General features: G+C 59.6%; 9 protein-coding genes. 3 read left to right on the top strand and 6 right to left on the bottom strand.

The annotated features are described in order from the left end of the window. Nucleotides 1–305 precede the first annotated feature (305 nt). Nucleotides 306–4,148 carry a DNA-directed RNA polymerase subunit beta gene (gene rpoB / locus QZ302_RS03095; protein WP_294592374.1) on the top strand — a complete coding sequence of 1,281 codons (3,843 nt, stop codon included), beginning with the start codon at nucleotides 306–308 and terminating at the stop codon, nucleotides 4,146–4,148. 195 nt (nucleotides 4,149–4,343) lie between these two features. On the opposite strand, the gene QZ302_RS03090 is transcribed toward rpoB, so the two are convergent. Then, nucleotides 4,344–4,565: a hypothetical protein gene (locus QZ302_RS03090; protein WP_294592370.1), complete on the bottom strand. Its 222-nt coding sequence runs from the start codon at nucleotides 4,563–4,565 to the stop codon at nucleotides 4,344–4,346. Nucleotides 4,566–4,569: 4 nt separating this feature from the next. Between QZ302_RS03090 and rpoC the strand changes: the two genes are divergently transcribed. Further along, a complete protein-coding gene (gene rpoC / locus QZ302_RS03085; protein ID WP_294592367.1) occupies nucleotides 4,570–8,817 on the top strand; it encodes a DNA-directed RNA polymerase subunit beta' in 4,248 nt (1,415 codons plus the stop codon). Nucleotides 8,818–9,118: 301 nt separating this feature from the next. On the opposite strand, the gene QZ302_RS03080 is transcribed toward rpoC, so the two are convergent. From QZ302_RS03080 to QZ302_RS03060, 5 genes are all read right to left on the bottom strand, one after another. Further along, nucleotides 9,119–9,283, bottom strand: a complete 165-nt coding sequence (locus tag QZ302_RS03080; protein ID WP_294592364.1) for a hypothetical protein — start codon at nucleotides 9,281–9,283, stop codon at nucleotides 9,119–9,121. A 377-nt stretch (nucleotides 9,284–9,660) separates the two neighbouring features. Further along, complete coding sequence (locus tag QZ302_RS03075) at nucleotides 9,661–11,031, bottom strand: dihydroorotase (RefSeq protein WP_294592361.1); 1,371 nt, start codon at nucleotides 11,029–11,031, stop codon at nucleotides 9,661–9,663. Between the two features lie 31 nt (nucleotides 11,032–11,062). Then, the gene (locus QZ302_RS03070; RefSeq protein ID WP_294592359.1) at nucleotides 11,063–12,064 is read right to left on the bottom strand and encodes a polyprenyl synthetase family protein; all 1,002 of its coding nucleotides are present in this window, start codon (nucleotides 12,062–12,064) and stop codon (nucleotides 11,063–11,065) included. Between the two features lie 64 nt (nucleotides 12,065–12,128). After that, on the bottom strand, nucleotides 12,129–12,581 hold the full coding sequence (dtd, locus tag QZ302_RS03065; protein WP_294592356.1) for a D-aminoacyl-tRNA deacylase: 453 nt from the start codon (nucleotides 12,579–12,581) through the stop codon (nucleotides 12,129–12,131). 36 nt (nucleotides 12,582–12,617) lie between these two features. Further along, a complete protein-coding gene (locus tag QZ302_RS03060) occupies nucleotides 12,618–13,613 on the bottom strand; it encodes a hypothetical protein (protein WP_294592353.1) in 996 nt (331 codons plus the stop codon). A 60-nt stretch (nucleotides 13,614–13,673) separates the two neighbouring features. On the opposite strand from QZ302_RS03060, the gene QZ302_RS03055 reads away from it, so the two are divergent. Next, nucleotides 13,674–14,414 carry a polyprenol monophosphomannose synthase gene (locus tag QZ302_RS03055; protein WP_294592350.1) on the top strand — a complete coding sequence of 247 codons (741 nt, stop codon included), beginning with the start codon at nucleotides 13,674–13,676 and terminating at the stop codon, nucleotides 14,412–14,414. Nucleotides 14,415–15,352: the final 938 nt, after the last annotated feature.

Here is a 15,352-nt window from a genome sequence, read left to right as displayed (position 1 = left end):
CGCCCAACTCCCGGATTGTTGTCGGGCTGTGGTTTTCCGGCGCGGGCGCATTGGGGTAGTTACCGCATTACATGCGCCCCGCCGAAAACCCCGCCCGACAGATCTGCGAAGATTGAGGAGTGCGGAGCCTAAGGCGTAGCGTAGCTATCACGAAAGTTCTTTGGGTACCTTTCTTTCAAGAAAGGTACGGTTCTATCCGGCACAAAGAATGGCGTGTAAAAAGCGAGCGAAAGAGACAGGAGAAAAAAGTTCTGGAACCTAGATTTAGCGCTGTTCAACACATTACTCATTCGTAAAAAGCGAACATGCCGACGAAAGCCACCCCCAGCGGGACTCAACAGCACCCGCAACGCATCAGCTTCGCCTCCTCCGATCTCCGGATGGCCTATCCCGACTTTTTGGAGGTACAGCTGAAATCCTTCAAAGATTTCTTTCAGCTCGAGACCACAGCCGAGAACCGGCTCGACGAAGGGTTGTACAAAGTGTTCATGGAGAACTTCCCCATCACCGACACCCGCAACAACTTCGTCCTCGAATTCATCGACTACTATATCGACCCCCCGAGATACTCCATCGACGAGTGTCTGGAGCGCGGCCTGACCTACAGCGTGCCCTTGAAGGCCAAGCTGAAGTTGTACTGTACCGACCCGGAGCATGAGGATTTCGACCCCGTGATCCAGGACGTCTACTTCGGCGCCGTGCCCTATATGACCCCGCGCGGGACATTCGTGATCAATGGGGCCGAGCGCGTGATCGTGTCGCAGCTGCACCGGTCTCCCGGCGTATTCTTCGGTCAGAGCATGCACTCGAATGGGACGAAGCTGTACAGTGCGCGTATTATTCCGTTCAAAGGCTCCTGGATCGAGTTCGCGACCGACATCAATAACGTGATGTACGCCTACATCGACCGGAAGAAGAAGTTGCCCGTCACGACCCTGTTGCGCGCCATCGGCTTCGAGAGCGATCGGCAGATCCTCGAAATTTTCGGTCTCGCCGACGAAATCAAAGTCAATAAAGCCAACCTGAAAAAGGCAGTCGGTCGGAAACTGGCCGCACGGGTTTTGAAATCGTGGACAGAAGACTTTGTCGACGAAGACACCGGCGAAGTTGTATCCATCGAGCGGAACGAGATCATCATCGACCGCGAGACCGTGCTGGCCGAAGAGCACATCGACGACATTCTCGAGTCGGGCGAGAAGACCCTCCTCTTGCACAAAGAGATGGCCTCTGCTAACGACTACTCCATCGTCTACAACACCTTGCAGAAAGACCCCTGCAACTCGGAAAAAGAAGCCGTGGTGTATATTTACAGACAGCTTCGCAACTCCGAACCGCCGGACGAGGCTACCGCACGGGACGTCATCGACAAACTCTTCTTCTCCGACAAGCGGTACGACCTGGGCGATGTCGGCCGGTTCCGGATCAACAAGAAACTGAACCTCGACATCCCGAGCGAAGTGAAGGTCTTGACCCGCGAGGACATGATCGCCATCATCAAGTACCTCATCCAGCTGATCAACTCCAAGACCGACGTCGACGACATCGACCACTTGAGTAATCGACGGGTGAGAACCGTCGGCGAGCAGCTCGCCAATCAGTTCAGCGTCGGTTTTGCCCGGATGGCCAGAACCATTCGCGAACGGATGAACGTGCGGGATAATGAAGTTTTCACCCCCGTGGACTTGATCAACGCCAAGACCCTGTCGAGCGTCATCAACTCCTTCTTCGGCACCAACCAGCTCAGCCAGTTCATGGATCAGACCAACCCCCTGGCCGAATTGACCCATAAGCGGCGTTTGTCAGCTTTGGGGCCGGGCGGTCTGTCGCGGGAACGGGCGGGGTTCGAGGTGCGGGACGTGCACTACACCCACTACGGTCGGTTGTGCCCGATCGAAACCCCAGAAGGGCCGAACATCGGGTTGATCTCCTCCCTGTGCGTGTTCGCCAAGATCAGCGACATGGGCTTCATCGAGACCCCGTATCGCACCGTCGAAGGCGGGAAAGTGGACACCGACAACTCGCACATCAAATTCTATAGCGCCGAGGAAGAAGAAGGCCTCGTGATTGCGCAGGCCGAAGCGAAAGTGGCGCCGGACGGGACCCTGACCGACGAACAGATCAAGGCCCGGTTGGACGGGGACTTCCCTGTGGTGAGCCCGGATCAGGTGCAGCTTATGGACGTCGCCCCCAACCAGATCGCCTCCATTGCCGCATCGTTGATTCCCTTCCTCGAACACGACGACGCCAACCGAGCCTTGATGGGATCGAACATGATGCGCCAGGCCGTGCCGCTCTTGCGGTCGGAGGCGCCTATCGTCGGGACGGGCCTCGAAGGGGCTGTTGTTGGAGACAGCCGGACGCAAGTCGTTGCGGAACGCGACGGCGAGATCGTGCATTCGGACTCGACCGAAATCCACATCAAGTACGACCGGACAGAAGACGAGAAATTCGTTTCGTTTGATCCGGAAGTGACCGTATACAAGCTGCCCAAGTATCGGAAGACCAACCAGAGCACCTCGATCACCTTGAAGCCGATGGTTCGGAAAGGCGAGCGCGTTGTGGCCGGTCAGATATTGACCCAGGGCTACTCTACGGAAAAGGGAGAATTGGCTTTGGGGCGGAACCTCAAGGTCGCTTTCATGCCGTGGCAGGGGTATAACTTCGAAGACGCGATCGTCATCTCCGAGCGGATGATGCGCGAAGATATCTTCACCTCCGTGCACGTCGACGAGTATATTATGGAAGTGCGCGACACCAAGCGCGGGGTGGAAGAGCTTACCAGCGACATTCCGAACGTCAGCGAAGATGCGACGCGCGACCTGGACGAAAACGGCGTGATCCGCATTGGCGCCAACGTGAAACCGGGTGATATCCTCATCGGGAAGATCACGCCGAAAGGCGAATCCGACCCGAGTCCGGAAGAGAAACTGTTGCGCGCCATCTTCGGCGACAAGGCCGGCGACGTGAAAGACGCTTCGCTCAAGGCCCAGCCCTCCTTGTTCGGGGTCGTTGTGGACAAGAAACTCTTCTCCCGCGCCGGGAAAGAGACCACCGGCAAAAAGGGGAAACCCAGCGAAAAAGCCCAGATCGAACGCGCCGAAGAGAACTTCAACAAAGAAGTCGCGGCGCTGCGCGAGATACTCGTCTCCAAACTCTGGTCGCTCGTCAACGGCAAGACCTCTACCGGCGTGCACGACTACTTCGGCATGGAAGTGATCGACAAAGGGAACAAGTTCACGCAGAAAGCCTTGCAGGAACTCGACTACCTGAACATCAACCCGACGAAGTGGACCTCCGACAAAGATAAGAACGAACTGATCAAAGCCCTGATCAACAACTTCATTATCAAGTACAAGGAGCTCGACGCACACCTCAAACGCGAGAAATACAACATCACCAACGGCGACGAACTTCCCGCCGGGATTATCCAGCTCGCCAAAGTCTACATCGCCAAGAAACGCAAACTGCGCGTCGGGGATAAGATGGCCGGCCGGCACGGTAACAAAGGGATCGTGGCCAAGGTGGTGCGCGACGAGGATATGCCCTTCCTCGCGGACGGGACGATCGTGGATATCGTGCTGAACCCGCTGGGTGTGCCGAGCCGTATGAACCTCGGGCAGATCTACGAAACCGTGCTCGGATGGGCCGGGCGCGAGCTGGGGGTTAAATTCGCCACCCCGATTTTCGACGGCGCGACGCTGGACGAAATCAACGAGTATGCCGAAAAAGCAGGCATTCCTCACTCCGGCCGGACCTATCTTTACGACGGCGGGACCGGCGAAATGTTCCACCAGCCGGCTACCGTAGGGGTTATCTATATGCTGAAACTCGGCCACATGGTCGACGACAAGATGCACGCCCGTTCGATCGGCCCGTACTCGCTCATCACCCAGCAGCCGCTGGGCGGTAAAGCTCAGTTCGGGGGCCAGCGTTTCGGGGAGATGGAAGTCTGGGCCCTCGAAGCATTCGGGGCGGCTAATATCCTCCAGGAAATCCTGACCATCAAGTCGGACGACGTCGTGGGCCGCGCCAAAGCATACGAAGCGATCGTCAAAGGCGACAACATGCCTCAGCCGGGCATCCCGGAGGCCATGAACGTCCTCCTGCACGAACTCACCGGCCTCGGCCTGAATGTCAAACTCGAATAAAACAATCCTGTTTGTTCGACCGCTGTTTTTGCTCTTTTTCGTATTGATTCTTTGTCCCGCCTCGAACCGTACCTTTTCTGAAGAAAAGGTACCCAAAAGACTTTTGGAGGATGCTTGCGCATCCTAAAGCTGCCGGTCGCCCAATTCCCGGACTGTTCGTCGGGCTGTGGTTCCCCGGTGGGCGCGCTTAAGGTATTACCCGTATAAATAGCGCGCCACACCGGAAACCCAGCCCGACAGACCCGCGAAGAATGAAGACTGCGGAGCCTGAGGAGTAGCGTAGCTATCATAAAAGTTTTTGGTGCCGCTTTTTCCAAAAAGCGGCAGTTCCAGCCGGCTCGAAGACCCTACACGAAGAAAATCAGAGAACAGCGATTGAAAAAGAGATTGATTTAATTCAGAATCAGGAACAAGCACAATTATGGCATATAATAAAGAAACGAAAGCCCCCGGGAACTACCAGAAGATCACCATCTCCCTGGCCTCCCCCGAGCAGATTTTGGAGAAATCCAGCGGTGAAGTACTGAAGCCCGAGACCATCAACTACCGGACCTACAAGCCCGAGCGCGACGGCTTGTTTTGCGAGCGCATTTTCGGCCCCGTGAAAGACTACGAGTGCCACTGCGGCAAATACAAACGCATTCGGTATAAAGGGATCGTCTGCGACCGCTGCGGCGTCGAAGTGACCGAGAAGAAAGTGCGCCGCGAGCGGATGGGACACATCCAATTGGTCGTGCCCGTGGCCCATATCTGGTACTTCCGGAGCCTGCCGAATAAGATCGGCTACCTCCTCGGGATACCGACCAAGAAACTGGACATGATCATCTATTACGAACGGTACATCGTGATCCAGAAAGGCGCCGCAGAAAATGTGGAAGAAGGCGATTTGCTCACCGAGAAAGAGTACCTCGACATCCTCGACACCCTGCCCAAAGGGAACCGCGCCTTGGAAGACAGCGACCCCAATAAATTCATCGCCATGATGGGCGCCGAAGCCTTGGAACTCATGCTGCAACGCATCGACCTCGACGAACTGTCGTACTCCCTGCGGCACAAAGCATCGACCGAGACCTCCCAGCAGCGGAAGAGCGAAGCCTTGAAACGGTTGAACGTCGTCGAAGCCTTTCGCGCCAGCCGTTCCGTGAATAAGCCCGAATGGATGGTCATGCGCGTCATACCCGTGATTCCGCCGGAACTGCGGCCGCTCGTGCCGCTCGATGGGGGTCGGTTCGCTACGAGCGACTTGAACGACCTTTATCGGCGGGTGATTATCCGGAACAACCGGTTGAAACGTCTGATCGAGATCAAGGCCCCCGAAGTTATCTTGCGGAACGAGAAACGCATGTTGCAGGAAGCGGTGGATTCGCTGTTCGACAATTCACGCAAGTCGAATGCCGTGAAGACCGAGTCCAACCGGCCCTTGAAATCGCTCTCCGACAGTTTGAAAGGGAAACAGGGTCGTTTCCGTCAGAACCTGCTCGGGAAACGCGTGGACTATTCCGCCCGTTCCGTGATCGTCGTCGGGCCGGAGCTGAAGATGCACGAGATGGGGATTCCCAAGGACATGGCCGCGGAGTTGTACAAACCCTTCGTCGTGCGGAAACTCATCGAACGCGGGATTGTCAAGACCGTTAAGAGCGCCAAGAAGATCATCGACCGCAAAGATCCTGTCATCTGGGACATCCTCGAAAACGTCATCAAAGGGCATCCGGTTTTGATGAACCGTGCTCCTACCTTGCACCGCTTGGGGATCCAGGCCTTCCAGCCGAAGTTGATCGAAGGGAAAGCCTTGCAGCTGCACCCGCTCGCATGTACGGCATTCAACGCCGACTTCGACGGCGACCAGATGGCCGTGCACTTGCCTCTTGGGAATGCCGCCATTTTGGAGGCGCAGCTCTTGATGCTCGGGTCGCATAATATTCTCAATCCGGCCAATGGGGCGCCGATTACCGTGCCGTCTCAGGACATGGTACTCGGGCTGTACTACATCACCAAACCGCGCAAGGGGGTTAAGGGCGAGGGACTGGTGTTCTACTCGGCCGAAGAGGCGATTATCGCACACAATGAAGGACGCGTGGACTTGCACGCCGAGGTGAAACTGCGGCTCGGGCCGGGGAACATCATCGACACCACCGTCGGGCGGATCATCTTCAACCAGGTGGTTCCGAAGCAGGTCGGGTACATCAACATGCTCCTGACCAAGAAATCGCTTCGGGATATCATCGGCGACGTGATGAAGCAGTGCGGCGCCGCCGTTACGGCGAACTTCCTGGACGACATCAAGGCACTGGGGTACAAGATGGCATTCCGGGGCGGCTTGAGCTTCAATCTGGACGCCGTCATTATCCCGAAAGAGAAAGAAGCTTTGGTGCAGGACGGTTACGACCAGGTGGCCGAGGTGATGGAGAACTACAACATGGGGTTCATCACCAACAACGAGCGGTATAATCAGATTATCGACATCTGGACGCATACCAACTCCAAGCTGACCCACACCGTGCTGAAACAGCTGACCGAAGACGATCAGGGCTTCAACCCGGTTTACATGATGCTCGACTCCGGAGCCCGTGGTTCCAAAGAGCAGATTCGTCAGCTCTCCGGGATGCGTGGTTTGATGGCCAAGCCGCAGAAATCCACCGCCGAAGCGGCGCAGATTATCGAGAACCCGATCCTTTCGAACTTCAAGGAGGGCTTGAGCGTCCTCGAATACTTCATCTCGACCCACGGTGCGCGGAAGGGGCTTGCGGATACCGCATTGAAGACCGCCGACGCCGGTTATTTGACCCGTCGGTTGGTGGATGTGGCGCAGGACGTCATTATTAATGAAGAAGACTGCGGCACCTTGCGCGGGTTGCAGGCGACGGCGATTAAGCGGAACGAAGAGGTGGTGCAGTCGCTGTACGAACGGATTCTCGGGCGGACATCGGTGCACGACATCTATAACCCGCTCAATAACGAGCTGATCGTCAAAGCCGGAGAAGAGATTACCGAAGAGATCGCCAAAGCCATCGAAGACTCCCCGGTCGAGATGGTCGAAATCCGCTCCGTGCTCACCTGCGAATCGCGGAAAGGCGTGTGCGCCAAGTGCTATGGGCGCAATTTGGCTACCGGCCGTATGGTGCAGAAAGGAGAAGTCGTCGGGGTTATTGCCGCCCAGTCCATCGGTGAACCGGGTACCCAGCTGACCCTCCGTACCTTCCACGTCGGGGGGGTTGCCGGCGGTTCGGCAGCCGACAATAAGATCGTGGCCAGATACGACGGACACATCGAGATCGACGAACTCCGCATGGTCGAACGCAAAGACGATACCGGCCGGAAAGTCTATATGGTCATTAGCCGTCTCGCAGATTTGCGGATCGTGGATAACAATACCGGAGCGACGTTGTATAACGCCAACCTGCCGTACGGGGCTACCCTGTATGTGAATACCGGCGATAAGGTATCGAAAGGGGATTTGCTCTGCGAATGGGATCCCTACAACGCCGTTATCATCAGTGAATTCGGCGGTAAAGTGACCTTCGACAGCGTGATCGAGAACGTCACCTATCGCGAAGAATCCGATGAAACCACCGGTTACCGCGAGAAAGTGATTATCGAATCGCGCGACAAGACCAAGAACCCGATCATCCGGATTCTCGACAAGAACGGCGACGAACAGAAGCAGTACAACCTGCCGGTGGGCGCCCATATCGTCGTGAAGGAGAATGCCAAAGTGGCAGCCGGGGATATCCTCATCAAGATTCCGCGCGCTGTCGGTAAGGCAGGCGACATCACCGGGGGTCTTCCCCGCGTGACCGAGCTCTTCGAAGCCCGGAACCCCAGCAACCCGGCCGTCGTGTCGGAAATCGACGGGGAGGTTTCGTTCGGCAAGATCAAGCGCGGGAACCGCGAGATCGTCGTCACCTCGCGCACCGGCGAAGTGAAGAAATACCTCGTGCCGCTCTCCAGACAGATCCTGGTGCAGGAGAACGACTATATCCGCGCCGGCATGCCGCTGTCCGACGGAGCCATTACTCCGGACGATATCTTGTCGATCCAGGGGCCGACCAAAGTGCAGGAGTACATCGTCAACGAGATTCAGGAAGTCTACCGCATGCAGGGCGTGAAGATCAACGACAAACACTTCGAGATCATCGTCCGCCAGATGATGAACAAAGTGCGCATCGAAGACCCGGGAGACACCCGCTTCCTGCCCGAACAGATCGTCGACAAATGGGACTTCATGGAAGAGAACGACGACATCTACGAAAAGAAAGTCGTTACCGACGCCGGAGACTCCGCGACCTTGCGTGCCGGCCAGATCATCACCCTGCGCCAGCTTCGCGACGAGAACTCCATGCTGCGTCGCAAGGATATGACAGAGGTGCAAGTGCGCGACGCCGTGCCGGCAACTTCGGATCAGGTGTTGCAGGGGATTACCCGCGCCGCTTTGCAGACCAGCAGCTTCATGTCCGCCGCCTCCTTCCAGGAGACCACCAAAGTCTTGAACGAAGCAGCGATCAACGCCAAAGTCGACCCGCTCGAAAAGCTCAAGGAGAACGTGATCTGCGGTCACCTGATTCCGGCCGGTACAGGGACTCGTCAGTTCCAGGACCTGATCGTCGGGCCCAAGGACGCCGTAGCCACAGCCGCGGAAGCTGCACAAGACGGCTTGGCCGTTGAGGCATAGACGCGTGTAAAGCCATTACACCGCGCGGAGTGTATCTCCGCGCCGTGTTTATCGCTTAGCACCATCCACCAGGCCTCCTCCCGCTTGTCAACAGCAGAGGAGACAAAGGTTATAAACCCCAGCCGGGGGCTTTCCTACAATGTAGGAAAGCCCCCGGCATTGTTTTGTGTCCTCCCTCCCTCTCCGTTTCTAAGGTGCGCACATCCCGCTTGAGTCCAGCGGAGCCCCATCGCGCGGAAGGAAAATTGGGCCGAAGCTGCCTTGGGAAAGAGGCTGCCAGCAAAACGCCCCCTCTCCCCGTTTATTCCGAGAGGCAACGCAACTGAAGACCGTAAGCACGGTAGTGTACGCTGTTGGGGTTGAGACCCTGCGTGTTGAAACTCAAGTCCAGATCACGGTAATAGTCGCCCGAATCGACGGACGAGGACGACCAGCTGTATCCATCGTGGCCGACGTTGTGCAGCACCCCCAATTCTCCATAGCCCGAGTCGCGGAAGCCCGGGGCGGTGCCGCATGATCCGCAAAATCCGAATGAAAAAATCGGTAGAAGTTTGGGTTTTAAGCCCCCAATCGGTTCCGGCGAAAGCCCTCAGTCCCGTTTATTCCGAGAGGCACCGCAACTGAAGACCGAGGCTGCGGTTGTGAGCATGGCTCGGAGAGAGTTGTGTCGTATTGAAATTCAAACGCATACTGTTGGTGCTGCTGATTCTGGTCGACCAACTGTATCCGCTGTTACCGACTTTCATCGGTTTACCCAAGGCGCCTTCAATGCCCCCGTCGCGGAAGCCCGGGGTGGGCCCGAAACCCCCGCCCCCGCCTCGCATGGAGCCCCTCCCGGGGAGATCACTCCGTCCGGAACTCCAGCCGCGCCCCCCGGACAGCATCGTCGATCCGCCCCGCGTTGTAGACATGCGCCCCGTTGACGAACGTGTGGCGCACCCGCGCCGAGAACTCCACCCCCTCGAACGGCGACCAGCCGCATTTGTAGCGAATCCGCTCCTCCGCCGTCCCCTCCGTTTCGCGAACTACTCTCCAAGGTGCCTTCAGATCCACGATCGCGATGTCCGCGAAATAGCCCTTCCGCAGGAAACCCCGCTTCCGAATCCGGAACAGCCGCGCCGGAGCATGACACATCCGCTCCACCACCTCCGGTATCGTAAAAATCCCCTCTCCGGCCAGCGTCAGCATCGCCGGCAGCGAGTGCTGCACCAGCGGCCCTCCCGACGGAGCGTCCAGGTACGGACGCTGTTTCTCGCTCAGCAGGTGCGGCGCATGATCCGTCGCCACCACATCCGCCCGTCCGCTCCGCACCGCCGCCCGTAACGCCTCCCGATCCGCGATCGACTTCACCGCCGGATTCCACTTGAGCCGCGTCCCCCGCTCCGCATAGTCCCCCGCCGCGAACCACAGGTGATGCACACACACCTCGTTCGTGATCCGCTTCTCCTCCAGCGGTTTACCCGCCTCGAACAGCTCCAGCTCCCGCGCCGTGCTCAGGTGCAGCACATGGAGCCGCCCTCCGTATCGGTGCGCCAGCTCCACCGCATGCGCCGTCGAACGGTAGCACGCCTCCGCACTCCGGATGAAAGGGTGCATCGCCACCGGAATCTCCCCGCCGAACGCCGTCGTGGCCGCCGCCAGATTGGCCCTGACCGTCGCCTCGTCTTCGCAGTGCGTCGCCACGAGCGTCGGCGACAGCCGGAAGATATCCCCCAGCGTCTGCTCGTTGTCCACCAGCATGTTTCCCGTCGAAGAGCCCATAAAGACCTTCACCCCGCAGTTCCGCGCCGGATCGAGCCGCTCCACCTCCGCCAGGTTGTCGTTCGTCGCCCCTAAGTAGAACGAGTAGTTGGCCGCCGAGACCTCCGCCGCCCGGGCATACTTCTCCTCCAGGAGGTCGATCGTCACCGCCGCCGGCCGCGTGTTCGGCATCTCCATGTAAGAGGTCACCCCGCCCGCCGCCGCCGCGCGCGACTCGGAGAAGATATCCGCCTTCTCCGTCAGCCCCGGCTCCCGGAAATGCACCTGATCGTCGATCACCCCCGGCATCACCAGCGCCCCTGCCGCATCCAGCACCTCCGTCGCACCGTCCCGCACCGCCGCCGGACACTCCGTCCCCCGTCCGATGTCCGCAATCCGCTCCCCCTCGATCGCCAGCCACCCCTCGAAAAGCTCCCCCTCGTTGCAAATCCGCGCGTTCGTAATGAGTATCATAGTCTTGTGTGTAAAATCGAAGATCGAGAATTTAGAAAGCCCGCCCCACCACATAGTCCGCATAGGCCGTCAACGCCCGTCGCACCGGCGATTCCGGATACGCCTCCAGCAGCCCCACCGCCTCCGCATGGTACCGCCCCATCACCCCCGCCGCATAGGCCGGCCCGTCGCTCTGCGCCACGAAATCCCGCAGCCACGCCACCGACGCGCTCCGTTCCCCCGCCCGCCGCAAGTGCTTCAAGGCCTGCCGCCGCGTCGAAGCCGGGACACCCTCCAGCGCCCGGATCAGCGGCAGCGTCATCTTCCGCTCCCGCAGGTCGTTGCAGAGCACCTTCCCCGTCTTCAGCGGATCGCCGTTGGCCGCGAAGCCGAAGTCGAGCAGGTCGTCCTGAATCTGGAACGCCAGCCCCAGCAGCTCGCCGAAGCGGTACATCTTCCGCACCCCCTCCGCCTCCGGATCGTCGCCGCAGGCCGCCAGCGCGCCGCACTCCGCCGCCGCCGCCAGCAGGGCCGCCGTCTTGTGACGGATGATCTCCGTGTAGACCGCCTCCGTCGTGTCCATCCGCCGGGCATGCTCCATCTGCATCAGCTCGCCGTCCACCAGCAGCTCGATCGCCCGCGTCGTCGCCCGCATCGCCCCGAAACAGCCCGCCCTCGCCGCCTGTCCCAGCCCCTTCGAGAAGAGGTAGTCTCCCGTCAGCACCGCCGATTTCGACCGCAGGAGCGCCCCCGGCGTCCACTCGCCCCGCCGCACGTACGCCTCGTCGATCACGTCGTCGTGCACCAGCGTCGACCAGTGGATCATCTCGATCAGCACTGCCCCCGCCAGTGCCTTCGGGTCTCCGGCCTCGCCGTGTAGCGCCGCCGCCAGCAGCGTCAGCAGCGGCCGCATCTGCTTCCCTCCGCTCCGCAGAATGTCGCGTGTGATGGGCCGCATGAACGGCTCTTCCGACCGCGTCGCCGCGTCGAGCCGCTCGCGGAACGCCTCGAAAGCGGCCGCTACGGGAGCGATGATTTCGTCTAAGTGCGCCATGTTTGCGTGTGGGTTTTCTTCGTGCAGTCAGGGTATGGTATGGGCAGGCAGCGGAGGGGAGCGCTCACTCCCAAGCCCGGGTGTCGATGGCGATGGTCACCGGCCCGTCGTTGGTGAGTGCGACCTGCATATCCGCCCCGAACCGCCCCGTGGCCACCGGCCGCCCCAGCTCCTCCCGGAGCCGTTCGACGAAAAACCGGTAGAGCGGTTCCGCCTCCTCCGGCCGTGCCGCCGCGACGAACGACGGCCGATTCCCCTTCCGGGTCGCCGCGTAGAGCGTGAACTGGCTCACCACCAGCACCTCTCCGCCCGTGTCGAGCAGCGATCGGTTCATGGCCAGCGCCTCGTCGGCGAAGATGCGCAGCCGCGCGATCTTCGCCGCCAGCCGCTCCGCCTCTTCGCGGGTGTCGCCCGTCGTGATGCCGAGCAGGATCAGCAGCCCGGCTCCGATCTGTGCAATCGGCGTGCCGTCCACCGTGACGGAAGCGTTGGCGACTCGTTGTATCAGGGCTCGCATGGGAAGGAAAAGGCCTCGTCTCCCGAGGCCGAATGGTTAGGATTCGATAATGACCAGCTCGACTTCCAACATCGAAGCGAGGCTGGAGATGAATTCCAGGTAGCGCATGTCGGTATTCGGCGACAGCGTCCCGATACAGATCTTCTTCGGGTGCATCGCCTCGATGCAGTCCTCGATGGCTGCCCGCACGAGGCGCATCCCCTCGACCGAGAAGACCGAGTGTCCGAACGCTTCGGTAAAGGGTTTGTTCTCGTGCAGCAGCTCCAGCGTCGGTATCACCTCGATGCGGCTGCGTTTGGCCGTCGCGGCCAGCTGTTCCAGCTGTCGGGTGTTGTAGTATCCGTCCGTCGAGTAGAGCCGGTCGGTCAGTCTGGCCGCCTCTAACGACGGGCACTGCATCCGCCACTTGTCAGTGCTCACCAACATGAGGTAGACCTCTCCGGACTTGGTGCTGAGCTGTTTCAGGACGGTCTCCAACTCGTCCACCGACCGCATGGCGGTCGCCGCGTCCGCCACGGCTTCGCGTTTGGGTTGCGGCTGGTGTTGCACGCCCCAGTCCACCCGTGTCCCTGCGGGAAAATAGCGCCGTCCCGCCTCGTCCTGTTCGAGCATTCCCTGCAACGCGGCAATGGCGTTTTGCAGAGCCTTCTCGGTGGTGAAAGCGACCGTCACCCGCTTGGCTTTCACTTCGATCTGCCAGGCGTCGCTCCCCTTGGCTCCCGGCACCGAGGCGACTTTCACGAACGAGATCCGGTTCCGGGCCTTATGGAATGCGTTGGATGCGGCCACCCCTTCCGATCGCAGCCATTTGGCCATTTCGGTCGAGACGCTGCGGTGTTCGAAGTCGGTGGAGATGAAGACGGTGTTGTCGAGTCGGAATTTCTGGGCGCCGAACAGCGCGAGGAAGCGGCCTTTCTTGGGTTGGGCATCGGCCGCGAGGATCGTTCCCGCCAGCACCAGCAGGCAGCCGACCCGCCGGAGCAGGCGTTGTGTTCCGGAAAAAAGGTCGATTATCTTGCTCGGGGAATTCATTTTCCAAAGATAAGGAAAATTTCCGCTATCTTTAACGTCTTATCCAGAAGCAGTACAGGGATGAAAAAGGTAGTCATTCTTCCGACGTATAACGAGATCGAGAATATCGGGCCGATGATCGAGCGGGTTTTCGGTTTGCCGGAGCCGTTCGACCTGCTGGTGATCGACGACGGCTCGCCGGACGGGACGGCGGGCGTAGTGCGCGAGGCGATGGGGCGGGAGGGGTATGCCGGGCGGCTCCACCTGATGGAGCGGTCGGGAAAGCAGGGCTTGGGGACGGCTTATATCGCGGGTTTTCGGTGGGCGCTGGAGCGGGGCTACGATTATGTGTTCGAGATGGATTGCGACTTTTCGCACGATCCGGCGGATTTGATCCGGCTTTGGCGGGCTTGTGCGGACGGGGGGGCGGACATGGCGATCGGCTCCCGGTATGTGACGGGTGTGAATGTCATTAACTGGCCGATCGGGCGGGTGATTATGTCTTACTATGCTTCGGCTTATGTGCGGCGGGTGTTGGGGATGCCGGTTCGGGATTGTACGGCGGGGTTCGTCTGTTTTCGGGCGGAGGTGCTGCGGGCGATCGATTTCGATCGGATCCGGATGCGGGGGTACGGGTTCCAGATCGAGATGAAGTATTCGGCGTGGAAGCTGGGTTTCCGGATCGTGGAGGTGCCGATTATTTTTACGGATCGGACTCGGGGGAGCTCGAAGATGAGCAGCGGGATTTTCGGCGAGGCATTCTGGGGGGTTCTGAAGATGCGTTTCCGCCGTATCCGACGGGCGGACAGGGAACAGGGGTAGAGGCTATTTTGTGATTTGGGCCGAGGCTTTGCGTATGCGGGTAGACCCTGCCAGAGCATCCCGTAGGGATGCGCTCTAAAGTTTTTCTGGTTCTCTTTGTTCACAAAGAGAACAGTCCCCTCAAACTAATCGCGCGCCCCGCATAAAGAAGCGATTCAATAATTTCGGCGGTGAACCGAAATTGTTGAATCGCGCAGGCGCGCGAACAGAGAATCGGGTAGAGGCTGCCAGTGGAAATGCGTGAGCATTTCCCGTCCACGGGACGTGGGGCCTGCGCGGCCCGAGCGCAGTACCCTCCTGTAGCTAAAGACGCGCGCGATCGCTGAAGTAGGAAATCATTCAAACGCATGATTTGCGTTTGAATAAGATTTCCGCCAGCGCGCGGACAAAGAACGGGGGTAGAGGCGGCTAGTAAAACGCCCTATGGGCGCGCCCGTCCGCTTAAGAGGGCATATTCTGCCGGTTGGCACTTGGCCAATCCGGCAAGAATTGCCGCGGGCGACGGCAAACGCGGCGGAGCGAAAGCGGAGCCGCAATGAGGCGGACACAGGGCAGAGAACTGGGGCGAGCTTTGAGCCGTGCCTGGTCTTCATGCGGTGCTTGTGCGACCTTTAGGTCGCCGAACTTGACATATTTGGGCCGAGCTTTTGCGACTCGCAGAGCCGCGCAGTTCGCCGCCACCCCACGCGGCGGACTGCAACTTGACGGGGCTCGTTGCACTCCCCGCTGGCGGCGAACTTAGGCTAAGAACGAATAGCGCGCCGAGGATGAATGAGCTGAGCTTTTGCGGTTCTCCGAACCGCCGGGCCTGCGTGCTGGGCCGTTCGGCCCACCCCCGGAGCGCGCAGCCCGAACCCGACAGAATTGGGGCGGTGCTGGTGCCGGAATTTTTGCGACCCACAGGGTCGCCGGCCTTGTCGCCCAGGCGCGGAGCGCCT

The sequence above is a fragment of the uncultured Rikenella sp. genome, from assembly GCF_910579375.1.
GTDB lineage: Bacteria > Bacteroidota > Bacteroidia > Bacteroidales > Rikenellaceae > Rikenella.
This window is presented reverse-complemented; position numbering and strand designations above follow the sequence as displayed.